General features: G+C 72.3%; 27 protein-coding genes. 10 read left to right on the forward strand and 17 right to left on the reverse strand.

What is annotated here, in order from left to right; all coding sequences use genetic code 11:
• The first annotated feature begins 6 nt into the window (after positions 1 to 6).
• The 4 genes from O7542_RS24315 to O7542_RS24330 all read left to right on the forward strand — a co-directional run bounded on the left by O7542_RS24315 (position 7) and on the right by O7542_RS24330 (position 3,201).
• Entirely contained in the window at positions 7 to 1,908 is a 1,902-nt protein-coding gene (locus tag O7542_RS24315) for a DEAD/DEAH box helicase (RefSeq protein ID WP_281605251.1), read from the forward strand.
• 137 nt (positions 1,909 to 2,045) lie between these two features.
• A complete protein-coding gene (locus O7542_RS24320; protein ID WP_036311366.1) occupies positions 2,046 to 2,261 on the forward strand; it encodes a hypothetical protein in 216 nt (71 codons plus the stop codon).
• 34 nt (positions 2,262 to 2,295) lie between these two features.
• Positions 2,296 to 2,505: a hypothetical protein gene (locus O7542_RS24325; RefSeq protein WP_064448409.1), complete on the forward strand. Its 210-nt coding sequence runs from the start codon at positions 2,296 to 2,298 to the stop codon at positions 2,503 to 2,505.
• A gap of 75 nt (positions 2,506 to 2,580) precedes the next feature.
• On the forward strand, positions 2,581 to 3,201 hold the full coding sequence (locus tag O7542_RS24330; protein WP_210884426.1) for a putative glycolipid-binding domain-containing protein: 621 nt from the start codon (positions 2,581 to 2,583) through the stop codon (positions 3,199 to 3,201).
• Positions 3,202 to 3,231: 30 nt separating this feature from the next.
• On the opposite strand, the gene O7542_RS24335 is transcribed toward O7542_RS24330, so the two are convergent.
• Genes O7542_RS24335 through O7542_RS24345 form a run of 3 tightly spaced genes read right to left on the reverse strand, consistent with a single transcriptional unit; the run spans position 3,232 to position 5,677 of the window.
• Positions 3,232 to 4,323 carry a PLP-dependent cysteine synthase family protein gene (locus O7542_RS24335; protein WP_281605252.1) on the reverse strand — a complete coding sequence of 364 codons (1,092 nt, stop codon included), beginning with the start codon at positions 4,321 to 4,323 and terminating at the stop codon, positions 3,232 to 3,234.
• A gap of 10 nt (positions 4,324 to 4,333) precedes the next feature.
• Positions 4,334 to 5,176 (reverse strand): SDR family oxidoreductase, encoded by an 843-nt coding sequence (locus O7542_RS24340; RefSeq protein ID WP_281605253.1) that lies wholly within the window; start codon positions 5,174 to 5,176, stop codon positions 4,334 to 4,336.
• A gap of 42 nt (positions 5,177 to 5,218) precedes the next feature.
• Positions 5,219 to 5,677: an Lrp/AsnC family transcriptional regulator gene (locus O7542_RS24345; RefSeq protein WP_030500728.1), complete on the reverse strand. Its 459-nt coding sequence runs from the start codon at positions 5,675 to 5,677 to the stop codon at positions 5,219 to 5,221.
• A gap of 267 nt (positions 5,678 to 5,944) precedes the next feature.
• Between O7542_RS24345 and O7542_RS24350 the strand changes: the two genes are divergently transcribed.
• Positions 5,945 to 6,211: a BldC family transcriptional regulator gene (locus tag O7542_RS24350; RefSeq protein WP_013473529.1), complete on the forward strand. Its 267-nt coding sequence runs from the start codon at positions 5,945 to 5,947 to the stop codon at positions 6,209 to 6,211.
• Between the two features lie 57 nt (positions 6,212 to 6,268).
• Here O7542_RS24350 and O7542_RS24355 read toward each other — a convergent pair whose 3' ends face one another.
• A complete protein-coding gene (locus tag O7542_RS24355) occupies positions 6,269 to 6,913 on the reverse strand; it encodes a UbiX family flavin prenyltransferase (protein ID WP_030500727.1) in 645 nt (214 codons plus the stop codon).
• 145 nt (positions 6,914 to 7,058) lie between these two features.
• Here O7542_RS24355 and O7542_RS24360 point away from each other — a divergent pair, with 145 nt between their 5' ends.
• Positions 7,059 to 8,024 (forward strand): terpene synthase, encoded by a 966-nt coding sequence (locus O7542_RS24360; protein ID WP_210870549.1) that lies wholly within the window; start codon positions 7,059 to 7,061, stop codon positions 8,022 to 8,024.
• A gap of 19 nt (positions 8,025 to 8,043) precedes the next feature.
• Here the strand turns inward: O7542_RS24360 and mqnP are convergent, their stop codons facing one another.
• The 3 genes from mqnP to O7542_RS24375 all read right to left on the reverse strand — a co-directional run bounded on the left by mqnP (position 8,044) and on the right by O7542_RS24375 (position 11,057).
• Positions 8,044 to 8,949 (reverse strand): menaquinone biosynthesis prenyltransferase MqnP, encoded by a 906-nt coding sequence (gene mqnP / locus O7542_RS24365; protein WP_043327388.1) that lies wholly within the window; start codon positions 8,947 to 8,949, stop codon positions 8,044 to 8,046.
• Positions 8,949 to 10,409 carry a menaquinone biosynthesis decarboxylase gene (locus O7542_RS24370; RefSeq protein ID WP_043327390.1) on the reverse strand — a complete coding sequence of 487 codons (1,461 nt, stop codon included), beginning with the start codon at positions 10,407 to 10,409 and terminating at the stop codon, positions 8,949 to 8,951. Before O7542_RS24370 ends, mqnP begins: the two co-directional genes overlap by 1 nt.
• Positions 10,410 to 10,502: 93 nt before the next feature.
• Positions 10,503 to 11,057 carry a carboxymuconolactone decarboxylase family protein gene (locus tag O7542_RS24375; RefSeq protein ID WP_064448404.1) on the reverse strand — a complete coding sequence of 185 codons (555 nt, stop codon included), beginning with the start codon at positions 11,055 to 11,057 and terminating at the stop codon, positions 10,503 to 10,505.
• Positions 11,058 to 11,120: 63 nt separating this feature from the next.
• On the opposite strand from O7542_RS24375, the gene O7542_RS24380 reads away from it, so the two are divergent.
• Positions 11,121 to 11,591, forward strand: coding sequence for a MarR family winged helix-turn-helix transcriptional regulator (locus O7542_RS24380; RefSeq protein ID WP_113972218.1), 471 nt, complete (start codon positions 11,121 to 11,123; stop codon positions 11,589 to 11,591).
• Positions 11,592 to 11,635: 44 nt separating this feature from the next.
• Positions 11,636 to 11,860, forward strand: a complete 225-nt coding sequence (locus O7542_RS24385; protein WP_043327397.1) for a hypothetical protein — start codon at positions 11,636 to 11,638, stop codon at positions 11,858 to 11,860.
• Here the strand turns inward: O7542_RS24385 and ccsB are convergent.
• The 6 genes from ccsB to hemL are packed head-to-tail and all read right to left on the reverse strand — an operon-like array spanning position 11,829 to position 17,841.
• The gene (gene ccsB / locus O7542_RS24390; RefSeq protein ID WP_064448403.1) at positions 11,829 to 12,794 is read right to left on the reverse strand and encodes a c-type cytochrome biogenesis protein CcsB; all 966 of its coding nucleotides are present in this window, start codon (positions 12,792 to 12,794) and stop codon (positions 11,829 to 11,831) included. The two genes, O7542_RS24385 and ccsB, sit on opposite strands and share 32 nt — an antisense overlap.
• Positions 12,794 to 14,413 carry a cytochrome c biogenesis protein ResB gene (locus O7542_RS24395; protein ID WP_281605254.1) on the reverse strand — a complete coding sequence of 540 codons (1,620 nt, stop codon included), beginning with the start codon at positions 14,411 to 14,413 and terminating at the stop codon, positions 12,794 to 12,796. The genes ccsB and O7542_RS24395 overlap by 1 nt, the downstream gene beginning before the upstream one ends.
• Complete coding sequence (locus tag O7542_RS24400) at positions 14,413 to 15,279, reverse strand: cytochrome c biogenesis protein CcdA (protein ID WP_043327404.1); 867 nt, start codon at positions 15,277 to 15,279, stop codon at positions 14,413 to 14,415. Before O7542_RS24400 ends, O7542_RS24395 begins: the two co-directional genes overlap by 1 nt.
• Complete coding sequence (locus O7542_RS24405) at positions 15,279 to 15,854, reverse strand: TlpA disulfide reductase family protein (protein WP_030500717.1); 576 nt, start codon at positions 15,852 to 15,854, stop codon at positions 15,279 to 15,281. The genes O7542_RS24400 and O7542_RS24405 overlap by 1 nt, the downstream gene beginning before the upstream one ends.
• A complete protein-coding gene (locus O7542_RS24410; protein WP_013283542.1) occupies positions 15,854 to 16,501 on the reverse strand; it encodes a histidine phosphatase family protein in 648 nt (215 codons plus the stop codon). The genes O7542_RS24405 and O7542_RS24410 overlap by 1 nt, the downstream gene beginning before the upstream one ends.
• A 2-nt stretch (positions 16,502 to 16,503) precedes the next feature.
• On the reverse strand, positions 16,504 to 17,841 hold the full coding sequence (hemL, locus tag O7542_RS24415) for a glutamate-1-semialdehyde 2,1-aminomutase (protein ID WP_166455683.1): 1,338 nt from the start codon (positions 17,839 to 17,841) through the stop codon (positions 16,504 to 16,506).
• A 144-nt stretch (positions 17,842 to 17,985) separates the two neighbouring features.
• On the opposite strand from hemL, the gene O7542_RS24420 reads away from it, so the two are divergent.
• Positions 17,986 to 18,318: an STAS domain-containing protein gene (locus tag O7542_RS24420; protein ID WP_043327409.1), complete on the forward strand. Its 333-nt coding sequence runs from the start codon at positions 17,986 to 17,988 to the stop codon at positions 18,316 to 18,318.
• A 96-nt stretch (positions 18,319 to 18,414) separates the two neighbouring features.
• On the opposite strand, the gene O7542_RS24425 is transcribed toward O7542_RS24420, so the two are convergent.
• Both O7542_RS24425 and O7542_RS24430 read right to left on the reverse strand, forming a co-directional pair.
• Entirely contained in the window at positions 18,415 to 20,007 is a 1,593-nt protein-coding gene (locus O7542_RS24425) for an ABC transporter permease (protein WP_166455682.1), read from the reverse strand.
• A complete protein-coding gene (locus O7542_RS24430; protein ID WP_043327413.1) occupies positions 20,004 to 20,897 on the reverse strand; it encodes an ABC transporter ATP-binding protein in 894 nt (297 codons plus the stop codon). Before O7542_RS24430 ends, O7542_RS24425 begins: the two co-directional genes overlap by 4 nt.
• 53 nt (positions 20,898 to 20,950) lie before the next feature.
• Here O7542_RS24430 and O7542_RS24435 point away from each other — a divergent pair, with 53 nt between their 5' ends.
• Positions 20,951 to 21,475 carry a MarR family transcriptional regulator gene (locus O7542_RS24435; protein WP_244206219.1) on the forward strand — a complete coding sequence of 175 codons (525 nt, stop codon included), beginning with the start codon at positions 20,951 to 20,953 and terminating at the stop codon, positions 21,473 to 21,475.
• Positions 21,476 to 21,479: 4 nt separating this feature from the next.
• Here the strand turns inward: O7542_RS24435 and O7542_RS24440 are convergent, their stop codons facing one another.
• Positions 21,480 to 22,037 (reverse strand): response regulator, encoded by a 558-nt coding sequence (locus O7542_RS24440; protein WP_013283536.1) that lies wholly within the window; start codon positions 22,035 to 22,037, stop codon positions 21,480 to 21,482.
• Positions 22,034 to 26,398 carry a HAMP domain-containing protein gene (locus O7542_RS24445; protein WP_281605255.1) on the reverse strand — a complete coding sequence of 1,455 codons (4,365 nt, stop codon included), beginning with the start codon at positions 26,396 to 26,398 and terminating at the stop codon, positions 22,034 to 22,036. The genes O7542_RS24440 and O7542_RS24445 overlap by 4 nt, the downstream gene beginning before the upstream one ends.
• Positions 26,399 to 26,562 lie beyond the last annotated feature (164 nt).

The raw sequence follows: 26,562 nt of genomic DNA on the forward strand, positions 1-26,562 counted from the left end.
CATTTCTTGACCACGTTCGCTGAATCCAGCACGTCCCCGTCCGTCGACCCGAACTCCGACGCCGTCGACTTCGCGTCGCTCGGCCTGCCCCGGCAGCTCGTCGAGGCGCTCGCCCGCCAGGGCATCACCACCCCGTTCGAGATCCAGCGGGCCACCCTGCCCGACTCGCTCGCGGGCCGCGACGTACTCGGCCGGGGCCAGACCGGCTCGGGCAAGACGCTCGCCTTCGGCCTGCCGGTGATCGCCCGGGTCGCCGACCGCAACCGGGCCCGGCCGCTGCACCCCCGCGCGCTCGTCCTGGTCCCCACCCGTGAACTCGCCATGCAGGTGAACGACGCCCTCGTGCCGCTCGGCAAGTCGGTGGGCGTCTTCCTGAAGACCGCCGTCGGCGGCGTGCCGTACGACCGGCAGATCGACGCGCTGCGCCGCGGCGTGGAGATCGTCGTGGCCACCCCGGGCCGGCTCGGCGACCTGATCGAGCGCGGCGTATGCCGGCTCGACGACGTCGAGATCACCGTGCTGGACGAGGCCGACCAGATGGCCGACATGGGCTTCCTGCCCGAGGTCACCCAGCTTCTGTCGAAGACCCCGGCGGACGCGCAGCGGCTGCTGTTCTCGGCCACCCTGGACAACGACGTCGACACGCTCGTCAAGCGGTTCATGACCGACCCGGTCACCCACTCGACCGCGCCGGCCACCGCTGCCGTGTCCACCATGGACCACCACCTGCTGCTGATCCCGCCGCACGACAAGTTCGCGGTCGCGGCGTCCATCGCCGCCCGCGAGGGCCGCACCATGCTGTTCGCCCGTACGCAGCTCGGCGTGGACCGGCTGGTCGAGCAGCTCGCGGCCGTCGGCGTGCGGGCCGGTGGGCTGCACGGCGGCAAGACCCAGCGAATGCGTACCAAGACGCTCGCCGAGTTCCGCGAGGGCCGCACGCCCGTGCTGGTCGCTACCGACGTGGCGGCCCGCGGCATCCACGTCGACGGCGTGTCGCTGGTGCTGCACGTGGACCCGCCGAAGGACCCGAAGGACTACCTGCACCGGGCCGGCCGCACGGCTCGGGCCGGCGAGTCGGGCGCGGTGGCGACGCTCGTGCTGCCCAAGCAGCGCCGCACCACGCTGGCCATGATGGAGAAGGCGGGCGTCGAGCCGGCCGAGACCCGGGTCCGGGCGGGCGACGAGGCACTGGCCGAGCTGACCGGCGCGCGCGAGCCCAGCGGCGTACCCGTCCGGGACGAGCCGGAGCCGCGGCGCGGCGGCCCGCGCCGCTTCGGCGACCGGGACGGCCGGGGCTTCGACCGGGGTGGCCGGAGCGGCTTCTCCGACCGTGGCGAGCGCCGGTTCGGCGACCGCGACGGCCGGGGCGAGCGCCGCTACGGCGACCGGCCCGCGGGCGAGCGGTCCGGCGACCGGTTCGCGGACCGTGGCGGTGACCGCCGGTTCGGCGACCGGCCGGCGGGCGAGCGCTACTCGGGCGAGCGGGCCGGTGGCGGCGAGCGCCGCTTCGGGCGGCCGGAGCGTCGCGACGACCGGAGCTTCGGCGACCGGCGGTCCGACGGCCGGAGCTTCGGCGAGCAGCGGTCCGACGACCGTGGCCAGCGCAGCGACCGCTTCGGCGGCCAGCGCGACGACAGGCGTTTCGGCGAGCGCGCCGACCGCCCGTTCGGGGACCGGCACCGGCCGGCGGCCGGGCGCGGGTACGACCGCGACGAGCGGCGGTACGACGACCGGCCGGGTGGCTTCGGTGACCGTCGCCAGGAGGACCGCCCGCACGCCGAGCGGCGTTTCGGTGACCGGGGCGACGCGCGCCCGGCCGAGCGCCGGAGCGGCGGTTTCCGGGCCGAGGGGCGGGGCCGGGACGACCGGCGCGGCTTCGGCGGGCGACCGCCGGCGCGTACCCACTGATCTGAGCGCAGCCACAGCCGCCGCCGAGCACCCGCTCGGCGGCGGCAGTGCGTCTGTGGTGATTTCGGCTCCCGTTCTAGGTGCGCGGCGTGAGGACGGGATGTCGCCAGGTCGGCTCGTTCCCTACCTTCGAAGTCGTGACCAAGGAGACGGGACCGGGCGAACTCGTCGCGGCCGGTGAGATCTTGAAGATGCTCGGCGTGGGCAGATCGAGATTCCGCGAGATCCGGCGGCATCCCGCATTCCCCGCGCCGTATCAAGAGCTGTCGGTCGGCGCCGTCTGGCTGAAGCGGGACGTGGAGCGGTACATCCGGGAGCACCGGCCGCCCCGGCCGGCGGACGACGACGAGTAGCCCGAAGAGGCACGACCATGACTACCTTCGTCGGGTGAGACGACCACGCCTGTACGGGCCCGGTGAGCTGGCCGCCCTGTTCGGCGTATCGCGTCAGCGGGTCCTGCAGATCACCCGCCGCCCCGGGTTCCCCGAGCCGCTCGCCCGGCTGATCGGCATGAACGTCTGGGACGCGGACGAGGTCGACGAGTGGGCCCGCCACAACCGGCCGTCGCGCCCCACTGAGGGCGACGAGCAGGGGTAGTCAGTGGCCATCCGGCCGGCGGCGGCGTTCGCGCATCCGCTGCCGCTGGCCGCCGGGTCGCGTAACGTCCGGACCATGCCGAAGTCGCTCTTCTGGGCCCGGACCGACACCGCCGGCTGCGAGCACGTCGTGCTCGACGGCGGGCAGGGGCTGACCGCGCAGGGCGTGGCACTCGCCGTGGACCCGATCCCGTACACCTGCCGTTACCGCCTGGCGCTCGCGCCCGACTGGTCGACCGACCAGCTGGAGGTCGAGGCAGAGGGCGCGGGCTGGTCGCGAAGCGTACGCCTGGAACGGGGCCGGGACGGGTGGCGCGTGCGTACCGGCGAGGAGGGTGACCTGGACGCGGCGCTGAGCGCGGCGGGCCACCCACCGGCGGGGTTGCCGGGCACCGACGACCCGGGCCGGCTGGACGACGCGCTCGACGTCGACCTGGGCGGGTCCCCGCTGACGAACACGATGCCGATCCGCCGGATCGGGTTGGGGCGGCTGCCCGCCGACATGGCGACGGCGGTGACCGTGGCCTGGGTGCTGCTGCCCGGCCTGGCCGTGATCCCGGCCGAGCAGGTCTACACCTCGCTCGGCCCGGGCCGGGTCCGGTACGCCAGCGGCACGTTCACGGCCGACCTGGAGGTCGACCCGGAGGGTTTCGTGGTGCGCTATCCGGGGCTGGCCGAGCGGGTCGACCCGCGCTGACGTCCGCCGCCGCCAAAGCCGGGGCGCCGGTCAAGCTGGCCAGGCGCCGTCGGTCAGGAACCGGTCGATGGTGGCCAGGTGCGGGGCGAGGTCGAGGCCCTGCCCGGCCACCCACTCGTCGGAGTAGTAGGTGTCGCCGTACCGGTCGCCCGGGTCGCAGATGAGCGTGACCACCGAGCCGGTACGTCCGTCCGCCAGCATCTGGGCGATCAGCCCGAACGCGCCCCACAGGTTGGTGCCGGTGGAGCCGCCCACTCGGCGGCCGAGCACCGCCGAGCCGGCCCGCATGGCGGCGAGCGACGCGGCGTCCGGCACCTGCACCATCCGGTCCACCACGCTGGGCAGGAAGGACGCCTCGACGGTGGGCCGCCCGATGCCTTCGATCCGGGAGCCGCGGCCGGTGCACACCGACCAGTCGCCGGCCTGCCAGGCGGGGTAGAACGCGGAGTTCTCCGGGTCCACCACGCAGAGCTTGGTGGGCAGCCGCCGGTAGCGGGCGTAGCGGCCGATGGTGGCGCTGGTGCCGCCGGTGCCGGCGCCGACGACGATCCAGGCGGGCACCGGGTGCCGTTCCAGCGCGAGCTGGGCGTAGATCGACTCGGCGATGTTGTTGTTGCCCCGCCAGTCGGTGGCCCGCTCGGCGTACGTGAACTGGTCCATGAACCGGCCGCCGGTGTCCTCGGCGAGCCAGCGCGCCTCCACCACCACCTTCGCCGGGTCCTGGACGAGGTGGCAGCGCCCGCCCTGGAACTCGATCTGGGCGATCTTCTCCGGCGAGGTGGAGGCGGGCATGACCGCGATGAACGGCAGCCCGAGCATCCGCGCGAAGTACGCCTCGGAGACCGCCGTCGAGCCGGACGACGCCTCGACGATGGTGGTGTCCGGGCCGATCCAGCCGTTGCAGAGCCCGTAGAGGAACAGCGAGCGGGCGAGCCGGTGCTTGAGCGAGCCGGTGGGGTGCACCGACTCGTCCTTGAGGTAGAGGTCGATCCCCCACTCGCGGGGCAGCGGGAACGGCAGCAGGTGGGTGTCGGCGGAGCGGTTGGCGTCCGCCTCGACAGCGGCGATCGCCTCGGTCACCCAGCGCCGGCTGGCCTCGTCGCACCGGTCGAGATGAGTCACGTCGGCAACGTTACAAGCGAGGTGGGCTCGGGTTTTCCCGGACCCGGCGGGCCTGCCGCCGTTGACCGGCCCGGCCGGTGGCCCGGATCACCGGGGTGAGCGCCAGGGCGAGCCGGGGGAAGGCGTCGAGCAGCCGTACCTGGGCGCCGCGCCAGCGCGGCAGGCTGACCACCGGCCGGGGCCGCCGGGCCAGCCGGACGGCCCGCGCGGCCACCCGCTCCGGCGTGAGCAGCGAACCGGTGAAGGATGCCAGCGCGCCCGGGTCGTCCAGCTTGTCGTGCAGCATCGGCGTCCAGATCCCGTCCGGGCACAGGCACGACACGTGTACGCCCCGGACGCCGGCCATCCGCAGGTCGCTCAGCGTGCCGAGGCTGAACGCGAGCAGGGCGTGCTTGCTGGCCGCGTACACCGTCTCGCCGGGCGCGGCGATCAGCCCGGCCAGCGAGACGACGTTCAGTACGTGGCCGCGGCCCTGCTCGCGCATCACCGCGACGGCGGCGAGCGTGCCGTTCATCGCGCCGAGCGCGTTCACCTCGACCACCGCGCGCCGGGTCGGGGCGTCGTGCGCCCAAGAGGGCCCGGTGACCAGGATGCCCGCGTTGTTCACCCAGAGCCCGAGGCCGCCGGGTACGGCCGCCGCCTCGGCGGCCACGTCCGCGCAGGCGGATTCGTCGCGTACGTCGAGCGGGCGCGACCAGCCACCCAGCGGCGCGGCGGCGGTCGCCACGGCATCGGCGTCGACGTCGGTGAGCAGCACGTTCCAGCCGTCGGCGTGCAGCGCGACGGCGATGGCCCGGCCCAGCCCGCCGGCCGCGCCGGTGACCACTGCGGCGCCGCGTCCCGAGATCGTCATCGGCGCACGGTAACCGCAATCCCCGCGCCGGGGCCAGAGTGATCAGGCGGTGGGCGGTTCCAGCGGCTGCGGGCGGTTCTCCCACTTGGTCGACAGGGCGATGCTGGTACGGGTGGATGCCACGCCGGCCGTCCGGTTCAGCCGGACGATCAGCTGCTCCAGCTCGGCGATCGTGCCGACCCGCGCCTTGAGCAGGAAGGATTCGACGCCGGCCATGAAGTAGCAGGACTCGATCTCGGGGATGCGCCGGAACGCCTCCAGCACGTCGTCGGTGTCCGCGTCGGAGTCCTCGATGATGCCGATGAGCGCGGTGACGCCGAGCCCGATCGACTCCGGCTCGACCTCGGCCCGGTACGCCCGGATCACGCCGCTGGACTCCAGCTTGCCGACCCGCTCGTGCACGGCCGGGGCGGAGAGGCCGACCTGACGGGCCAGCTCGGCGTACGACAGACGGGCGTTGCCTCGCAACAGCTCCACAAGGCTCAGGTCGATCGTGTCCACGGAGAGTGACCCTATCTCGATCGGGGCCCGGCACTGCGGCCACCGGGCGACGATGAGGTCGGGCCGCGCCTATCACAAACGTGCGCTCACGGGGGTTCTCCGCCGGTACCATTTCCTAACTTCCCAGTGTGTGCGTTTTTCGCGTTTGGCGGACACGTCCGGTAGCCGGTGCTGTAATTGCCATACGTCCCTCATGACGGCTCTGGGCTCGCACCGGCCGGGGGCAGTGTGTTCAGCCGGGGGCTTCGTCGACGCGAGGAGGGGGCTGTGGACACTGGAGATCGCCTGCTGACACCGGGTGAGGTCGCTGCGCTGTTTCGGGTTGACCCGAAAACCGTGACCAGATGGGCAGCGGCCGGCCGGATCGGCAGTATCCGGACTCCAGGAGGGCACCGCCGGTTTCGGGAATCCGAGGTGCGGGCCCTGCTCGAGGGGGAGGGCATGCTGGACGAGGCGGAGGACATGGGCAAGGCCCGCAACATGGGCCCGACCGCTTCCACCGGCCCCGGCCCGGCGAACGCCGGCATGTACTGAACGTGCGGGGCGCGGTCCGATCGAGGCCGCGCCCCGCTCGTCGTACGCCGGGTCCGGTCAGGCCGGGCCGGGTTCCCGGCGACCGGCGGCCAGCTCGCCGGCCCACCGGCGGAACAGCGTGTGCGGGACGCCCAGCGCGTCCAGCACCTTGCCGGCCACGAAGTCCACGAGCTGCCCGGCGGAGGCCGCCGCCCCGGCGCCGTAGAAGCCCGGGCTGGCCGGCAGCACCACGGCGCCGGCGTCGTGCAGCGCGATGAGGTGCTCCAGGTGGCTGCGGGTCACCGGGGTCTCCCGGGGCACCACCACTACCGGGCGGCGCTCCTTGAGGTTCACCTCGGCGGCACGCTGGAGCAGATCCTTGGAGAGCCCGATGGCGATGCCGGCGCACGCGGCGGTGCTGGCCGGCACCACCGCCATCCCGCGTACCCGATAGGAGCCGCTGCTCGGGCCGGCGGCCAGGTCACCGGCGGGCCAGTGCCGGATGTCCGCACCGGTGAGGTCGCGGTCGAGCCAGGCGGCCAGGTCCTCGGCCCAGTGCCCGTCCCGGAAGGGCCGGCCGGTCTCGTCCAGCACTGTCAGCCGGGCCGCCCGGGACACGATCAGGTCCACCGCCTGGCCCGCGTCGAGCAGCGCCCGGACGACCGCCGCCGCGTACGGCGTGCCCGAGGCGCCGGAGACACCCACCACCCATGGTTCGCGCATGCCCTCAAGCGTGCCTGGTCGCCGCGGGCGGCGGACCACGACCCCCGTTCGGGCGGCCCGCCCGGGATGTCCAGAGGGTTCACGGGAGTTCCCTCGGCGTGAAATTCTTCGATCGGCAAATCCACTTCCGTGGGAAGGGCCGGTGATGACTGCGGCGGTGCTGCGGGCGCTGCGCTCCGACTGCCCCATCACGCCCCGCCTCTCCCCGTACGCGGACGACGTGCAGGGCTGGCTGGTGGAACTGGTCGACCGGCTCGGTCTGCCGCCCGACCCGGCCACCCGACGGCGGCTGGCGCGGGCCGGGTTCGCCCGGTACGCCGGCCGCCTCTACCCGGACGCCACCGAGGCGGACCTGCGGGTGCTGACCGCGCTGTTCACCTGGTTCTTCCTGGTCGACGACGCCTGCGACGGGCGGGACGGGCTGACGCCGGGGCAGATCCGCGCGTTGCGCGACGGCGCGCTCGCGTTGCTGCGCGAAGGTCCGCGAGCCCGCCATCCGGGCTTCTCCGGCCCGCTGCGCCGCCTGCTGGTGCAGGCGTGGCGGGAGCCCCGCCGCCGGATGCCGGCCCGCTGGCGGCTACGTTTCGCCGACGCGGTCGCCGACCACCTCGACGGCGTCCACCGGGAGGCCACCGCCACCGGGTCGGGCCGTCCGCCGGGCGTCGCCGAGTACGTGCGGCTGCGCCGGGCCACCTCGGCGGCGTACGTGTCGTACCCGCTCATCGAGTTCGCGTCCGGACGCCCGCTGCCCGACGCGGTCTACCACCACCCGGCGCTGCGGCGGCTCGCGGACCTCGCGAACGACCTGCTGTCCTGGTTCAACGACATCGCCTCGCTGGAGCGCGACCACGCCACCGGCGGCGGGCACAACCTGGTGCTGGCGGTGGCCGCCGAGCGGGGCGTGCCGCTGCCGGCGGCGGTCGACCTGGTGGCCGGGCACTGGCGGGCCGAGATGGACCGGTTCGCGGCGCTCCGCGCGGCGGCGCCGTCGTTCGGCCCGACGCTCGACGACGCCGTCGCCGTCCACCTCGACGGCCTGGCCGCCGCCGTGCGCGGCACCGTGGACTGGACGCTGGAGAGCGCCCGCTATCCGGTCACCCCGGCGTCCTGACCGCGTTCCGACGTTGCCGTTACGGCCGCAGGCCGAGCCGGATCACCAGGTCGAGCAGCGCGAGGACGAACAACGCGATGCCGACGAAGCCGTTCGCGGTGAAGAACGCCCGGTTGACCTTGCTCAGGTCGGTCGGGCTGACCACCAGGTGCTGGTACGCGAAGGCGGCAGCGGTCAGCGCCAGCCCGATCCACCACAGCCAGCCGAAGCCGACCCACGCGCCGAACCAGATGAACAGCGCGAACGTCACCACGTGCGCGACGGTGGAGGCGTGCAGCGCGAAGCGCCGGCCGTACCGGGCGGGGACGCTGTGCACGCCGATCTCCCGGTCGATCTCCGAGTCCTGGCAGGCGTAGATCAGGTCGAAGCCGCCGATCCAGAGGCCGACCGCCGCGCCGAGCAGCCAGGCCGGGCCGGAGCCGTCGAGCGTGCCGGTGACCGCCAGCCAGGCGCCGACCGGGCCGACCGCCTGCGCCACCGCGAGGATGGCGTGCGGCCAGTTGGTGAACCGCTTGCCGTACGGGTAGACGATCAGCGGCACCACGGCCAGCGGCGCGAGCACCAGGCAGAGCGGGTTGAGCAGGGCGGCGGCGGCCAGGAACACCACGAGCGCGACGGCCGCGCCGGTCCAGGCCGTCCGCACGCTCACCGCGCCGGTGACCAGTTCCCGGTTCGCCGTACGCGGGTTCCGCGCGTCGATCCGCCGGTCGAGGATGCGGTTCGCGGCCATGGCGAACGTCCGCGCGCCGACCATCGCCACGGTGATCAGCAGCAGGTCGCCCCAGCGCACCCGGCCGCCGTTGAGCTGCATGGCGGTCAGCGCCGACAGGTACGCGAACGGCAGCGCGAAGACCGAGTGCTCGATGGCGACGAGCTTGAGGAAGGACGCGACCCGGCCGGGCCGTTCCTGTACCGCCGCCGTCATCAGATCCCGTATTCCTTCCAGCGCTTGTCCACCAGTGAGACCACCTCGGGCGACATCCGCATCTCCTCCGGCCAGCCCCGGGTGTAGCCCTCCTCGGGCAGTTTGCGGGTCGCGTCGATGCCCGCCTTGCCGCCCCAGAACTGCTGGTACGAGGCGTGGTCGAGATGGTCCACCGGGCCTTCGGTGAGCAACAGGTCCCGGGCGTAGTCGACGTTGCCGAAGGCGCGGAACGCGACCTCGTTGTAGTCGTGGACGTCGCAGTCCTCGTCCACGATCACGATCAGCTTGGTCAGCGACATCATGTGCGCGCCCCAGATCGCGTTCATCACCTTCTGCGCGTGCTTCGGGTAGCGCTTGCGGATCGACACGATCGCGCAGTTGTGGAAGACACCGGCGGCGGGCAGGTCGTAGTCGACGATGTCCGGGATCAGGAAGCGCAGCAGCGGCGCGAAGATCCGCTCGGTGGCCTTGCCGAGACCGTGGTCCTCCTGCGGCGGCTGGGACGTGACGATCGAGTGGTAGACCGGGTCGCGCTGCATGGTCATGCACTCGATGTGCATCACCGGGAACGGCTCGACCGGCGTGTAGAAGCCGGTGTGGTCGCCGAACGGGCCCTCGGGCAGCCGCTCGCCCGGCTCGATGTAGCCCTCCAGCACGATCTGCGCGTGCGCCGGCACCTGGAGCGGGACGGTCAGGCAGTCGACCATCTCGACCCGCTCACCGGCGAGGAACCCGGCGAACAGGTACTCGTCGATGTCGGCGGGCAGCGGCGCGCTGGCCGAGTACGCCACCACCGGGTCCGCGCCGATGGCGATCGCCACCGGCAGCCGCTCGCCCAGCCGCTCCGCGACCGCGTGGTGCGCGGTGGAGTTCTTGTGGATCTGCCAGTGCATGCCGATCGTGTTGTGGCTGTGCTGCTGGAGCCGGTAGAGCCCGAGGTTGCGCTTGCCGGTCTCCGGGTGCTTGGTGTGGGTCAGCCCGAAGTTGTGGAAGATCCCACCGTCGCCGGGCCACACCTGCAACCCGGGCAGCCGGTTCAGGTCGACGTCGTCGCCCCGGTAGACGACCTGCTGGCAGGGGGCGGTCTTGACCTTCTTCGGCGGCATCGACTTGAGCTGCATGACCTTGCCGAGGCCACCCATCATCCCGGAGAAGCCCTGCGGCAGCTCCGGCTTGAGCATGTCGCCGATCCGCGCGCCGATCTCGTCGAGGTCTTCCACCCCGAGCGCCATCGCCATCCGCTTCTCGGTGCCGAACAGGTTGATCGCCACCGGCATCTCGCCCCGGGTGGGGCGCTCGAACAGCAGCGCCGGCCCGCCGGCCCGGACGGTGCGGGTGACGATCTCGCTGATCTCCAGCGTGGGGTCGACCGGCGCGCTCACCCGCCGCAGCTCGCCCGCGCGCTCCAGCGCCGCGAGGAAGTCCTTGAGATCGGTGTACGGGAAGCCACGAGCCGCCATGCCGCCATCCTCCCGCACGTTCCTGGGAGGTAAGGAAGGGCCCCCTGTTAACGCCTCCCGTAGAGGAGGGGCCCCTTCTTAACACCCCGCAGCTCAGGCCGCGGACGTCCAGGCGTACGCGGCCAGCGGCGCGTCGAGCGGCGCCTCGGTGAGCCGGTTGGCGAACGTGGAGATGGTGTACGTGCCGACGCCGAGCACCACGTCCAGCGCGTGCCGGCGCTGCCACCCGGCGGCGAGCAGCGCGTCGAGGTCGGCGTCGGGGACCGCGCCCCGGTGGTCGAGGACGGCGACGGTGAACCGGCGCAGCGCCTCCAGCCGAGGGTCGGGCAGCGTCGCGCCGGTCCGCAGCGCCTCGATCAGCTCCGGCGCGGCGGCGTGCCGGACGAGCGTAGCGGTGTGCATGGCCACGCAGAGGTGGCAGCCGTTGCGGGTGGCGACGGCGAGCACGACCACCTCCCGGGCGACCGGGTCGAGGTCGGTCGCCTCGAACGCGGCGTTGGCGGCGAGGAAGCCCTTCAATAGTTCGGGTGAGCCCGCCATCAGGCCGACGGCAGCGGGCAGGTGGCCCAGTGTGCGGCGTACCCCGGCCATGACCGGGCGGGCGGCGGCGGGTGCGGTGTCCGGCTCGTACGTGGTGAAGCGGGACATGACTGTGCCCCTCTCGTAAGATGGTCAACGTGGTTGACGAAATAGTAAACGTGGTTGTCGAACGTGGCAACGCCTGACCGCCCCGGCTTCGCGCTGCCGCTGCTCCTGCTCGCCGGCTTCCGTACGCTCGTCGACGACCTGCACGCCGAGCTGGCCCGCCAGGGGCACCCCGAGCTGCGCCCGGCCCACGGGTTCGTCCTCCAGGCCGTCGGCCCGGACGGCACCACCGCCTCCGACCTCGGCCAGCGTCTCGGCGTCTCCAAGCAGGCAGCGGGCAAGACGGTGGACCGGCTGGTCGCGCTCGGCTACCTGGAACGCGTGGACGACCCGGCCGACGCCCGACGCAAGCTGGTCCGGACGACCGCGAAGGGCCGCGACGGGCTGCACCGCTCGGCGGCGGTCTTCGACGAGCTACGCGACCGCTGGGCGGCCACGCTCGGCGCGGACCGGGTCGCCGCCATCGAGGACGACCTGCGCCGGATGGTTCCCGCCGACGTGTTCCGCCTCGACGTCCCCGGCTGGTTCGGCGGATGAATTCGTCACTGACAGGATCGCCGACGGCGGTTCATCATCGGCGGATGGACGACGCATACGTGGTGGGTGACCCGGACGGCCTCAGCCCACTCCAGGCAGAGATCCGCGACGCGGTGGCCCGCGAACTGCACGCCCAGTTCGCGCTCCGGGCCGACCGCCTCGAACTGGCCGACCTGCCGGAGGTGGCCTACCAGGTCACGCGCCGGGTGGACGAGGTGCTGAGCGCGCGCCCGGCCACTACACCCCGGCGTACGAGTGCAGACCGGTGAAGAAGAAGTTCACGCCGAACAGGTTCATCATCACGGTCAGGAAGCCCACGATGGAGATCCAGGTCGCCACGTTGCGCTTCACGCTCGGCGTGGCCCGGGCGTGCAGGTAGCCCGCGTACACCACCCAGGAGATGAACGCCCAGGTCTCCTTGGGGTCCCAGCCCCAGGCGCGGCCCCACGCCGCCTCGGCCCAGATCGCGCCCGCGATCACCGCGAACGTGAAGATCGGGAACGAGAAGGCGTGCAGCGTGAAGGTCAACCGCTCCAGCCCGGCCGCCGCCGGAAGGCGGCGGGCCAGGGTGTACGGGAAGCTGCGCCGCCCCTGCTCCCAGCCGGCCCGCATCAGGTACGCGGCAGCGGGCACCACGCCCAGCAGGAAGAGGCCCGAGGCAAAGATGATCGTCGAGACGTGGATGATGAACCACCACGACTGCAGCGCCGGCATCAGCGGCTCGATCGGCACGTAGAGCTTCAGCTCGGCGAACGCCAGCAGCAGCACCATCACCAGCGTCAGGAACAGCCCGAGCCGGCGCAGCCACGGCTGCTTCCAGAGCACCACGAGCCAGGCCGCCACACCGATCCAGGTGCCGGTCAGCACGAACTCGTACATGTTGCCCCAGGGCATCCGGTCGGCGGCGACGCCCCGCGTGATCACCGCGCCCAGGTGCACGGCGGCGGCGACCGCGGTGAGCCAGCCGGCGATCCGGCCGGCCAGCACGGCCCGGGCGGCGGAGTGGTCCGGCCGCGGCGGCGCGGCCGGCTCGTCGACGGTGCCGCCGGCGCCGCCGACGCCCGCGCCGACCAGTTCCCGCGCGGGCGCGGCCGCGGGGACCTTCCGCGCGTTGCCCAGCGCGAACTCCACGGCGTGGCTGATCATCGCGATCAGGTACACCAGGATCGCGTACGCGACCAGCTGGTCGGAGAGTGCGGACATCACTCGTCTCCTTCTCGCGCCCGCCGCGCGTCCGGCTCGTCGCCGCTCACCGCGGCGACGAGCTGCGCGAACTCGTCGGCGAACCCTGGGTGCTCGGTGCGCGGCAGCCCACCGGCCTCCACCAAACTACTACCGCCCGTCGGAGATCCACCCTCCGGGGGCGAAACCCGGAACCACACCCGTCGCCGCCGGGCGAACAGCGAGCCCATCAGGCCCAGCAGCAGCGTGCCGCTGGCCACCAGCAGCAGCGTCTGCCCGGGCGCGTGCCGGACCGCGAGCGTGATGTACGGCTTGGTGCCGACGAACTCCAGCGTGCTGCCGTCGTCGAGGGTCCACTTCTCCCCCGGCCGCAGCAGCTTGGTGCCGATCTCCTTGAGCTTGCCGTCGTCGATCTGCCGCCGGTCCAGCGCGTATACCGAGCCGGGGATGCCGGCGTCCATCCCGAGGTTCCCCCGGTACGCGGTCAGGTTCACCATCGGGTTGCGCTCGGCCGGATACTGCGACGCCACGTACGGCGCGCTCTCCGGCCCCGTGGGCAGGTAAAGCCCGTCGAAGGCGATCTGCTGGTCCGGGGCCCGCGCGCCGGTCTTCGGGTCGACGTTGGCGTCCGGGAAGATCGCCACGCCCTCCTCGGTCGCGTTGGAGTCGCCGGTACGCAGGAACGGCGCCTCGCTGGTCTGGCTGCGGCCGTACTTGTCGGTGTACTTCAGCAGCGGCGCGTAGCCGTTGCCGAGCAGGTAGACGTTCGCCGAGCCGAGCCGCAGCGGCGAGTTGACCGAGAAGCCGGCGGTCCGCGCCTCGCCGCCCGGCTCGTCCACGGTCACCGTGGCCCAGTAGCGGGACGCCAGCCCGGACGGCAGGTAGTCGGCCTCGAACTTCTCCAGCGTCAGGCAGAACGGCGGCAGGTCGGCGCTGTCCACGCGCGGGCCGAGCGACGCCTCGGCGTACTGCTGACGGGTGTTGCAGAAGGCGTTGTCCTCGCCCGCGACCAGGATGCGGTTGCCGTGCCATCCGTACCAGGAACCGAGCGCGACCCCGAGCAGGACGGCGACCAGCGACACGTGGAAGAGCAGGTTGCCGGTCTCCTTGAGGTAGCCCTTCTCGGCGGAGACCTCGTTGCCGCGCACGGTGACCCGCCACCGGCGGCCGCGCAGCACCGCCGCGATCGCCTCGGGGTCGGCGGCGGCCGGGGCCTCCAGCACCGTGTGCTGGGGCAGCCGTTCGAGCCGCTTCGGCGCGGCCGGCGGCTTCATCCGCAGCGCGGGGACGTGGTCCCGGGCGCGGGGCAGGATGCAGCCGATCAGCGAGGTGAACAGCAGCAGGTAGATCGCGGAGAACCAGACCGAGCCGAAGACCTCGAACGCGCCGATCTGGTCCAGCCGGGGCGCGAGGTCGGGGTGGTCCACGAACCACTGGTTGACCCGCTCCGGGTTGACGCCGCGCTGCGGCAGCACCGAGCCGGGGATGGCCGCGACGGCGAGCAGGAACAGCAGGATCAGCGCGGTACGCATGCTGGTGAGCTGCCGCCACGAGTTGCGCAGCAGGGCCAGCACCGGGTTGACCCGCCGTCGGGGCGCCTGCGCCGGAGGGGTCGACGGCCGGTCGTCGACGGTCGTCATCAGATGCTCACCTCGCCCACGCCCACGTTCGTCTGCAGCCAGATCACCACGTTCACCCAGCCGCCGGTGATCAGCGCCAGGCCGATCGCGATCAGCAGGGCCCCGCCGATGCGGGTGACCCAGCGGCTGTTGCGCCGGACGGCGCGGAACACCCCGAGCAGGCGCTGGAAGCCCAGCCCGAAGACGACGAACGGTATCCCCAGCCCGAGGCAGTACGCCACGGCGAGCACCACGGCCCGGTCGGTGCCCCCCTCGGTGGCCGCCATGCCGAGCACCGCGCCGAGCGTCGGGCCGGTGCAGGGCAGCCAGCTGAGCGCGAAGACCGCGCCGAGCACCGGCGCGCCGAGCAGCCCGGCGGAGGGCAGCCAGCGGATGCGGAACTCCCGCTGCATGCCGGGGATCACCCCGAGGTAGCCGAGCCCGAGCACCACCACGAGCGCGCCGATGACGATCTCCAGCGTGCGCTCGTACCGGAAGAAGAGCTTGCCGACGCCGGAGAAGAGGATCGCGGTGGCGACGAACACGACTGTGAAGCCGGCGATGAACAGCAGCGTGCCGGCGAGCACCCGGCCCTTGACGGCCGCGGTGGTCCGGGCCGGCGCCGCCCGCTCGGCGACGCCCACACCGCCCCCACTCGCGCCGCCGCTGTTAACAAGGGGCCCTTCCTCTACCGAAGGCGTTAACAGGGGGCCCTTCCTTGCACCCTCCAGGTCGGCGCCGGCCAGGCCGGTCACGTACGACAGGTAACCGGGCATCAGCGGGAGCACGCACGGGGACAGGAAACTCACCAGCCCGGCCAGTGCGGCCGCGCCCACCGCGAACAGCAGCGGGCCGGACTCGGCGAGCTGGCGGAACGTCTCGCCCATCAGCGGGCGCCGTTCGGCGCCGGTGACTCGGCGGCGATCTTCTCGACGATCGGCCGCAGCTCGTCGCGGGTGACGGCCCGGCGGATCACCACGGCGATCCGGCCCTCACGGTCGAGCACGACGGTGGCCGGCGTGGTGTTCGGCGGGATGTCGAAGTTGAGCGCCTGCCGGCTGGCCGGGTCGAAGATGCTCGGGTACGTGACCCGGCCCTCCTCGAAGGCGAGCGCCTTGTCCTTGCTGTCCTGCACGTTGATGCCGAGGAACGTCACGCCGGAGCCCTTTGTGGCCTGGTAGGTGTCCTCCAGGTCGTCCGCCTCGGCACGGCAGGGCGCGCACCAGGAGCCCCAGAAGTTGACCACGACGACCTGGCCGCGGTCGCGGGAGATGTCGTAGCCGCCGCCGGTGAGCAGCTCACCGCTGACCTTCGGCGTCTTCGAGCGCTGGTCGGGTGCGCAGGTGACGACGGAGCCGTCGGCCGCGCACCGGCTCTCCTGGCTGCCGGAGGAGCAGCCGACCAGCGCCGTACCGGCGGTGACGGCGGCGAGCAGGGCGGCGGCGAGCCTCCGGGTGAGCATCAGGCCCCCTTGGCCGTCCGGGCGGTCGGCGAGATCGACACCAGGTGGGCGGCCGGCTCGGAGTACCCGATGCCGACGATCTTGGCGCCGTCGAAGTGGAACGAGGTGAGGCTGGCCAGGCCGCACTGGCGGCGGCGCGGGTCGTGCCAGAGGCGCTTGCGCTCGACGTGCCGGCGCAGCGTCCAGATCGGGAGCTGGTGCGACACGAGCACCGCCTCGCGGCCCTCGGCGGCGACGCGGGCGGCGTGCAGCGCGGCGAACATGCGCTCGGCGATGGCCCGGTACGCCTCGCCCCAGGACGGGGTCACCGGGTCGCGCAGCACCCACCAGTTGCGCGGGTCGCGGAACGAGCCGTCACCGGGCGAGACCTTCTTGCCCTCGAACCAGTTCGCGCTCTCGATCAGCCGCTCGTCGACGCCGACGGAGAGGCCGAACTGCGCCGCGATCGGCTCGGCGGTCTGCTGGGCGCGCTCCAGCGGGCTGGCCACCACGTGCACCACGGTCCGGTCGGCGAGCGCCTGCGCCGCCGCCTTCGCCATCTGCACGCCCAGCTCGGAGAGGCGGAACCCGGGCAGGCGGCCGTAGAGGATGCCGTCCGGGTTGTGCACCTCACCGTGCCGCAGCACGTGCACCACGGTCTCCGCCATAGTTACCCCCCGCTTCCCGCCGCTGCCGCCGCCCGCGCCGCCACCGGCAGGGCGGCGGCGATCTGCTCCCACGCCGCGTCGTCGATCGCGGTCGAGACGAACCACGACTCGAACGCGCTCGGCGGCAGGTAGACGCCACCGGCGAGCATCGCGTGGAAGAACGCCTTGAACGCCGGCACCACCTGGGTACGGGCGCTGTCGTAGTCGCGCACGTCCGCGTCGGTGAAGAAGACCGAGAACATGTTGCCGGCGGTGGAGAGGCGGTGCGGCACGCCGGCCGCGGACAGCGCCTCGGTGGTGAGCTTGCCGAGCGCGGCGGAGGTCTCGTCGAGCCGCCGGTAGAGCGCGTCGTCGGCCAGCCGCAGCGTGGCCAGTCCGGCGGCGCAGGCCAGCGGGTTACCGGAGAGCGTCCCGGCCTGGTAGACCGGGCCGGCCGGGGCGAGCTTCGCCATGATCTCCGCGCGCCCGCCGAACGCCGCGGCGGGCAGGCCGCCACCCATGACCTTCCCGTACGTCCACAGGTCCGCGTCCGACGGGTCGAGGCCGTGCCATCCGGCGCGGGACACCCGGAACCCGGTCATCACCTCGTCGACGATGAGCAGCGCGCCGTGCGCGTGCGCGATCCGGGCCAGTTCGGCGTTGAAGCCGTCACGCGGGGCGATCACGCCCATGTTGCCGGCGGCGGCCTCGGTGATGATCGCGGCGATGTGCTGCCCCTGGGCGGCGAACGCCTCCTCGACCGCGCGCAGGTCGTTGTACGGCAGCACGATCGTGTCGCCCGCTGCCGCGCCGGTCACGCCGGGCGAGTCGGGCAGGCCGAACGTGGCCACGCCGGAGCCGGCGGCGGCGAGCAGCGCGTCCGAGTGGCCGTGGTAGCAGCCGGCGAACTTGATGATTTTGGAGCGGCCGGTGAAGCCGCGGGCCAGCCGGATCGCCGACATGGTCGCCTCGGTGCCGGAGTTGACCAGGCGCACCTGCTCGACCGGCGTCCGCGCGATGATCTCCTCGGCCAGGTCCACCTCACCCGGGGTGGGCGTGCCGAAGCTCGTGCCCAGCGTGGCGGCCTCGCGCAGCGCCTCCACCACTGCCGGGTGCGCGTGGCCGAGAATGAGCGGGCCCCAGGAGCAGACCAGGTCGACGTACCGACGACCGTCGGCGTCGAAGAGCCACGGACCCTCCCCCCGGACCATGAAGCGCGGGGTGCCGCCGACGGCACGGAACGCGCGCACGGGAGAGTTCACCCCGCCGGGCACGACGGCCTTGGCGCGGTCGAACAGGGCCTCGGAGGCCGGGGCGTCGGCCGGGTAGCGGCCGGATCCGGCGGAAAGCGTCTCGGTCACGATGGGCCCATTGTGTCAGCGTCGGAGCACTGCCTGGCACGCACCCCGCGACGGGGGTTACCAGGCTCACCCCGGTGAGCGGCGGCAGGCCGCCAGCGATCCGCTCGACAGGCCCGTCGGTCGAGATCGCGATAGGCTGACCGGGTGGATCGTGCCGAACTGTCCATCGCCGTACAGCGGACCGGTGACGAAGCAGTGCTTCGTCTGGCCGGTGAGATCGACATGCTCACGGCCGCCCAGCTCTCGACGGTGGTCAACGAGGTGCTGGCGGATCCGCCCCCGCGCATCGTGCTCGACCTGGCCGGGGTCACGTTCTGCGACTCGCAGGGCCTCGGCACGCTCGTGGTGCTCAGCCGCAAGGCCAGTCATGCCCAGTGCCTGCTGATACTCACCAACGTCGGCGACTTCCTGATCCGCGTCCTGGACATCACCGGTCTCCGCAGCGCCCTGATGATCCGCAACGAAGCCACCCCGTAGCCCGACCCTCGCTTTCCTCCGCGATCTTGCACTTGCGGCCCTCCATGAGGGTGATTCACCCCTTTCGCCGGGGCCGCAAGTGCAAGATCAACGCTGCTAGAGGACGGGGACGTCGCGGCGGCGGAAGGTGAGCAGGCCAGCCGTGGCCAGGGTCACCGCCAGGGCCGTGAGCAGGTAGAGCGGGGTGGGGGTCCAGGCGTCGCGGAGCACCTGCGGGGTGTGCGTGAACGGGGACAGGTCCAGCAGCCACTGGTCCAGCTCCAGCACCGCGCCGAGCTGCCCGAGCAGCACGCAGACCGCCAGCACCGCCCAGGTGACCGGCGCGAGCCGGGGCAGCAGGCCGTAGAGCAGCACAGCGAGCCCGGCCAGCACCCACGCCGCCGGCACCTGAGCCAGGCCCGCGGCGAGCATCCGGCCGAGTTGCCGGGGCACGTCACCGGTGCTCAGCCCGTACGTCAGGCCGGTGGCCAGCCCGGTCACCGCGAGCACCACCACCGGGCCGAGCAGCGCGAACGTCACGTGCGAGAGCAGCCAGGTCGAGCGGCGGGTGGCGGTGGCGAGCACCGGCTCGGCGTGCCCGGCGGACTCCTCGGCGCGCATCCGCAGCGCGGCCTGGATGCCGTACCCGGCGGCGGCCAGCCCGGCCAGGCTCAGCGTCACGCCCAGGTACGCGTCGGCCATGCCGGACGCCCCGCCGAGCCGGGCCACGATCTCCTCCATCCGCGGGCTCCCCTCGACGGACCGTCCGGCCGCCTCGGCCGCGCCACCGAGGATCAGCCCGAGCAGGCCGAACCCGACCGACCACCAGAGGATCTGCCCCCGGTGCAGCCGCCAGGCCAGGCCGAACGGACCGGACAGGCCACCACCGGCGGTGGCCGGGCCGAGCCGGGGCGGCAGCACGCCCGCGCCCAGGTCGCGGCGGACCGAGACCGGGTACGCGAACGCGGCGAGCAGCGCCGTGGCGGCAAGCGGCAGCAGCAGCACCCACCACCGCTCCCCCTCGTACGGGCGGACCCGGGCGGCCCAGCCCAGCGGGGACAGCCAGCTCGGCCAGTCGTTGCCCGCCGTGTCCCCGGCCAGGCGCAGCCCGAACGCGGCGCCGAGACCGGCGAGGCCGATGCCCCGCGCCCCACCCGCGGTCTCGGTCAACTGGGCCGCCAGCCCGCCGAGCGTGGCGAACACGACGCCGGTCAGCACGGTGACCAGGCCGTACGCCAGCGAGCCGCCGACCGGCAGCCCGGTCGCGACCAGCCCGGCGGCGGTGAGCAGGCCGAGCAGCAGATCCGCCGCGTACGTGACGAGCAGCGCGGCGGTCAGCCCGGCGTGCCGCCCGAGCACGTTGCCGCCGAGCAGTTCCCGCCGGCCGGCCTCCTCCTCGGTGCGGGTGTGCCGGATGACGGTGAGCAGGCTGGCCAGCGCGACGATGAGCAGCAGGAAGCCGCTGCGCTGCGCGGTCAGCCCGCCGATGCTGTCGCCGTAGGCGGGGCCGAGCAGCGCGACGATCGACGGGTTGCGGGCGGTGCCCTCCAGGTACGCGGCCCGCTCGGCGGCGGTCGGGAACAGCCCGGCGAAGCTGGCCGCGTACGTCATCGGCAGCACCGCGAGGATCAGCACCCACAGCGGCAGCAGGAGGCGGTCCCGGCGCAGGATCAGCCGGACCAGGTGGCGGGTGCCGGTGAGCGTGCTCATGCCCGGTCCGCCGTCTCGTAGTGCCGCAGGAACAGTTCCTCCAGCGTGGGCGGCGTGCTGACCAGGCTGCGTACGCCCAGTTCGGTGAGCCGGCGCAGCGCGGCGTCGAGCGCGGCGGTGTCGACGTCGAAGCGCACCCGCCGCCCGTCGACCCGCAGGTCGTGTACGCCGGGCAGGTCGGCCAGGCCGTCGAGCGGCGCGGCGACCTCGGCGTCGATGGCGGTGCGGTGCAGGTGGCGCAGGTCGCCGAGCGTGCCGGACTCCACCGTCCGGCCGGCCCGGATGATCGTCACCCGGTCGCAGAGCGCCTCCACCTCGGCGAGGATGTGGCTGGACAGCAGCACTGTGCGTCCGTCGTGGACGGCGCGGCGGACCCAGTGCTGGAAGACCTCCTCCATCAGCGGGTCGAGCCCGGAGGTCGGCTCGTCGAGGATGAGCAGTTCGACGTCGGAGGCGAGCGCGGCGACCAGGCCGACCTTCTGCCGGTTGCCCTTGGAGTAGGTGCGGCCCTTCTTGCGCGGGTCCAGCTCGAAGGAGTCCAGCAGTTCGGCGCGGCGTTTCGGGTCGAGCCCGCCGCGCATCCGGCCGAGCAGGTCGATCACCTCGCCGCCGCTGAGGTTGGGCCAGAGCGTGACGTCGCCGGGCACGTACGCGAGGCGGCGGTGCAGCGCGACCGCGTCCCGCCAGGGGTCGCCGCCCAGCAGCCGGGCGGCCCCCGCGTCCGCCCGCAGCAGGCCGAGCAGCACCCGGATGGTGGTCGACTTGCCGGAGCCGTTCGGGCCGAGGAAGCCGTGCACCTCCCCGGTGCGGACGGTCAGGTCGAGCCCGTCGAGGGCCCGGGTGCGGCCGAAGGTCTTCACCAGGCCGGACACATCGATTGCCGTTTCCATAATTCAGAAGCTACGCTCGTTTCACAAACTTGTGAAGACTGTAGGGTCACGGGGTGAGTGTCGAGGAGCCGACCATGAACAAGCCGTTCCGCCACGACGAGGAGGAGGTCCACCTCTTCGTGGAGCGGATGGCGATGGCCTTCGCCGACGTGGGCTTCCCCCGGATGGCCGCCCGGGTCCTGTTCACAGTCATGAGCGCCGACGACCCGCTCACCGCGGGCGAGATCGCCGAACGGCTCGGCGTCAGCGCGGCGGCGGTCAGCGGCGCGGTCCGCTACCTGACCCAGTTCGCCATGCTGGTCCGCGAGCCGGTCAAGGGGTCCCGGCGCGACCGCTACCGGATGCCGGACAACCCCTGGTACGAGGCGACGATCACCAAGACCACGCTCTACAAGAACTTCATCGACATCGCCGCCGGCGGGGTCGACGCGCTGCACGGCCGCAGCACCCCGGCCGGTGAACGGGTCGCCGAGATGCGCGACTTCTTCCTCTTCGTACAGGAGGAACTGGAATCGCTCGGCGACCGGTGGCGGGCCCGGCGGGCCGCGACCGGGCACGGCGGCCCGGCCGGCGGCTGAACCGTCAGCGGGTGTTGCCCCAGCGCGCCTGCTCCAGCAGCTCGACCGCGCGTTCGCGGGTGGACGGGTCGTCGTCGGCGCGCAGCAGCGCCGTCGCCTCGTCCACCGCGTCGGTCAGGTGCCGCCACTGCAGATCCCGCTCCCGCACCAGGTCCGACTGGGCGGCGAGCTGCCGGGTCTTCACCCACAGGTCGACGAAGACGGTCACCTTCGCCCGCAGCACCCACGGATCGAACGGCTTGGTCAGGTAGTCGACCGCACCCGCCGCGTAGCCGCGCAACGCGAGCTGCGCGTCCTTGTCCGCAGCGGTCAGGAAGATGATCGGTACGTGCCGGGTGCGCTCGCGCCGCTTGATGTGCGTCGCCGTCTCGAAGCCGTCCATGTCGGGCATCTGGGCGTCCAGCAGGATCACCGCGAAGTCGTCCACGAGGAGCTGCTTGAGCGCGGCCTCGCCGCTCTCCACCGCGACCGACTGCACCGGGAGACCCTGGAGGATCGCCTCCAGCGCCATCAGGTTCTCCCGCCGGTCGTCCACCAGCAGGGCCTTGGCCGTCTGCGTCACGCGTTCTCCTCGCCTCGGCTGCGGCCGATCCAGGACGCCATCAGCTCGATCAGCTCGTCCAGGTCCACCGGCTTGGTGATGTAGTCGCTGCCGCCGGCGCTGAGCGCCGACTCCCGGTCGCCGGGCATCGCCTTGGCGGTCAGGAAGACGATCGGCAGGTCCGCGAACCGGTGGTTGCGGCGGATCTGCGCTGTCGTCTCGTACCCGTCCTGGTCCGGCATCATGGCGTCCATCAGGACGATGTCCACCTCCGGATGCTCGGCGAGCTGGCGGACGCCGTCCGCCCCGTTGTCCGAGTACAACACGGTCATGCCGTGCAGTTCCAACGCGGACGTCAACGCGAACACGTTCCGCACGTCGTCGTCGATGATCAGCACGGTCACGCCGTCCAGCCGCCGGGTGGCCGGCGTCTCCTGCGGCTGCGGCAGCTCCATCGGCATGAGCAGCGACGACGGCAGGCCCGCGCGGCTCGGCGACGGCGGCGCCGGCGCCACCACCGCGTCCGGCGCCAGCACATCGGGTACGAAGAGAGTGAACGTCGAACCCTGACCGGGCGCGGACGAGACGGTGATCGTGCCGCCGAGCAGGCGGGCCAGATCACGGCTGATGGACAGGCCCAGGCCGGTCCCGCCGTACCGCCGGCTGGTGGTGCCGTCCGCCTGCTGGAACGCCTCGAAGATCAGCGACAGCTTGTCGTCGGAGATGCCGATGCCGGTGTCGATCACGGTGAACGCGATCACCCGCTGCGCGTTCGTCAGCGCCGGCACGTCGAAGACGGCGTTCTCGGCCGCCGGCCCGATCCGCAGCGTCACCGCGCCGTTGTCGGTGAACTTCACCGCGTTGGAGAGCAGGTTGCGCAGGATCTGCTGCAACCGTTGGGCGTCGGTCACCAGCGCCGGCGGCAGATCGCTGCTGACCCGTACCTGGAAGTCCAGGCCCTTCTCCTCGGCCTGCGGCGCGAACGCCTGCTCCACGTAGCTCCGGATCTCGGCGAACTGGATCTCGGTGGGCTCCACGTCCATCCGGCCCGCCTCGATCTTCGACAGGTCGAGGATGTCGTCGATCAGCGAGAGCAGGTCCGAGCCGGCGCCGTGGATGGTCCGCGCGAACTCGATCTGCTTCGCGCTGAGGTTGCGCTCCGGGTTCTCGGCCAGCAGCCGGGCCAGCAGGAGCAGCGAGTTCAGCGGCGTACGCAGCTCGTGGCTCATGTTCGCCAGGAACTCCGACTTGTACGCCGACGCCCGGGTGAGCTGCTGCGCCTTCTCCTCCAGGCCGAGTCGGGCCAGCTCGATCTCCCGGTTCTGCGTCTCGATGTTGGCCTTCTGCTCGGACAGCAGCTTCGCCTTGTCCTCCAGCTCGGCGTTGGTGCGCTGCAACTCGGCCGACTGGTCCTGCATCTCGTGCGCCAGCCGCTGCGACTGCGCCAGCAGCTCCTCCGTACGCCGGTTGGCCTGGATGGTGTTGACCGCGACGCCGATGGTGAGCACCAGCCGCTCCAGGAACGCCAGGTGCAGGTCGGAGAACGTGGCCACGCCGGCGAACTCGATCACGGCGAGCAGTTCGCCCTCGAACAGGACCGGGAGCACCACCAGGTCGGCCGGGGGCGTGTCGGCCAGCCCGGAGCGCACCACGAGGCGCCCGTCCGGCTGCGCCTTGACCCGGATGGTCCGGCGGGACAACGCGGCCTGCCCGACCAGCCCCTCACCCGGGCCGAACGTGACGTCGTGCCCCCGGGCCACGTACCCGTAGGAGGCGGTGAGCCGCAGCCGCATGCTGCCCTCGGAGCTGTCCGCCAGGAAGAACGCGCCGAGCTGCGCGTCCACCAGCGGGGTCACCTCCATCATGATCATGCGGCAGACCTCGCCCAGGTCGCGCTGGCCCTGCAGCAGACCACCGATCCGGGCCAGGTTCGAGTCGAGCCAGCCCTGCTCGGCGTTCTTCTTCGTCGTCTCCCGGAGGGTGACGATCATCTGGTTGATGTTGTCCTTCAGCTCGGCGACCTCGCCCTGCGCCTTCACGTTGATCCGCTGGGTCAGGTCGCCGCGGGTCACCGACGTGGAGACCTGCGCGATCGCGCGCAACTGCGTGGTGAGCGTGGAGGCGAGCTGGTTGACGTTCTCGGTGAGGTCGCGCCACGTACCGGAGACGCCCTTGACCTGGGCCTGACCACCCAGCTTGCCCTCGGTGCCCACCTCGCGCGCCACGCGCGTGACCTCGTCGGCGAACGAGGAGAGCTGGTCGACCATCGTGTTGACGGTGTTCTTCAGCTCCAGGATCTCGCCCTGCGCGTCCACGGTGATCTTCTGACCCAGGTCGCCGTTCGCCACGGCGGTGGTGACCGAGGCGATGTTCCGCACCTGGCTGGTCAGGTTCGACGCCATCGAGTTCACGTTGTCGGTCAGGTCCCGCCACGTACCCGAGACGCCCTTGACCTGGGCCTGACCACCCAGCTTGCCCTCGGTGCCCACCTCACGGGCCACCCGCGTCACCTCGTCGGCGAACGACGAGAGCTGGTCCACCATCGTGTTGACAGTCGACTTCAGCTCCAGGATCTCGCCCTGCGCGTCCACGGTGATCTTCTGCGACAGGTCACCCTTCGCCACCGCAGTGGACACCTGGGCGATGTTGCGCACCTGCGCGGTCAGGTTCGACGCCATCGAGTTGACGTTGTCCGTCAGGTCCCGCCAGGTGCCGGCGACGCCGCGTACCTGCGCCTGGCCGCCCAGCTTGCCCTCGGTGCCCACCTCACGGGCCACCCGGGTGACCTCGTCGGCGAACGACGACAGCTGGTCCACCATCGTGTTGACAGTCGACTTCAGCTCCAGGATCTCGCCCCGGGCGTCCACGGTGATCTTCTGCGACAGGTCGCCCTTCGCCACCGCAGTGGTGACCGAGGCGATGTTCCGCACCTGGCTGGTCAGGTTCGACGCCATCGAGTTCACGTTGTCGGTCAGGTCGCGCCACGTACCGGAGACGCCCTTGACCTGGGCCTGGCCGCCCAGCTTGCCCTCGGTGCCCACCTCACGCGCCACGCGCGTCACCTCGTCCGCGAACGACGAGAGCTGGTCCACCATCGTGTTGACGGTGTTCTTCAGCTCCAGGATCTCGCCCTGCGCGTCCACGGTGATCTTCTGACCCAGGTCGCCCTTGGCCACCGCCGTGGAGACCTGGGAGATGTTGCGCACCTGGCTGGTCAGGTTGCCGGCGAGCTGGTTCACGTTCTCGGTGAGGTCCCGCCAGGTGCCGGAGACGCCGCGCACCTGCGCCTGGCCGCCCAGCTTGCCCTCGATGCCCACCTCGCGCGCCACCCGCGTGACCTCGTCGGCGAACGACGACAGCTGGTCCACCATCGTGTTGACGGTGTCCTTCAGCTCCAGGATCTCGCCCTGCGCGGCCACCGTGATCTTCTGCGACAGGTCACCCTTGGCCACCGCCGTCGACACCTGGGCGATGTTGCGCACCTGCGCGGTCAGGTTCGACGCCATCGAGTTGACGTTGTCGGTCAGGTCCTTCCAGGTGCCGGCCACGCCCGGCACCTCGGCCTGGCCGCCCAGCTTGCCCTCGGTGCCCACCTCGCGGGCCACCCGGGTCACCTGCTCGGCGAACAGCCGCAGCGTGTCGGTGAGCGAGTTCATCGTGTCGGCCAGCTCGGCCACCTCGCCGCGCGCACCGACCGTGATCTTCTGCGACAGGTCGCCCTTCGCGACGGCGGTGGCCACCTGCGAGATCGACCGCACCTGGCCGGTGAGGTTCGACGCCATGGTGTTCACCGAGTCGGTGAGGTCCTTCCAGGTGCCGGCCACGCCACGCACGTCGGCCTGGCCGCCCAGCTTGCCCTCGGTGCCCACCTCACGGGCCACCCGCGTCACCTCGTCGGCGAACGACGACAGCTGGTCCACCATCGTGTTCACCGTGCGGCCGATGCGCAGATACTCACCCCGGAGCGGACGACCGTCTATCTCCAGCGCCATGTGCTGGGAGAGGTCACCGTCGGCGACCGCCACGATCACCCGGGCGATCTCCGTGGTGGGCCGGCCCAGGTCGTCGATGAGCGAGTTGACCGCCCGCTGCCCCTCCGCCCAGGAGCCGTCCAGGCCCTCGTCGTCCAGGCGCTCGGTGAGCCGGCCGTCGCGGCCGACGATCCGGCTGATCCGGCGCAGGTCCAGGTGCTGCCGCTCCTGCAACGACACCACGTCGTTGAAGGCGTCGGCGACCTCACCGGGCAGTCCGGCCCGGCGCGGCAGGCGTACCCGCAGGTCACCGTGCGCCACCCGGCGCAACGCGTCGACCAGCTCGCCGAGGAGCACCTCGTGGTCGGGCGCGGACGGGTCCGTGGTCACCGACTGTTTTGCCGTGGTCATGGTTCCTCGCTCCGCTCGGGCTCGTGCCGTCACGCGGCCATCCCATCATTCTGCCGCGCGATCCGTCGAGGTCACGGCGTGCAACCGCGCGTCACGCGCCGTATCCGCCCGACTGGCCGGTTCGCCGGACCCTTGGCACCCGGGGCCGGACCGGTGGAGGATAC

The organism is Micromonospora sp. WMMC264 (assembly GCF_027497275.1).
Taxonomy (GTDB): Bacteria; Actinomycetota; Actinomycetes; order Mycobacteriales; family Micromonosporaceae; genus Micromonospora; species Micromonospora chalcea.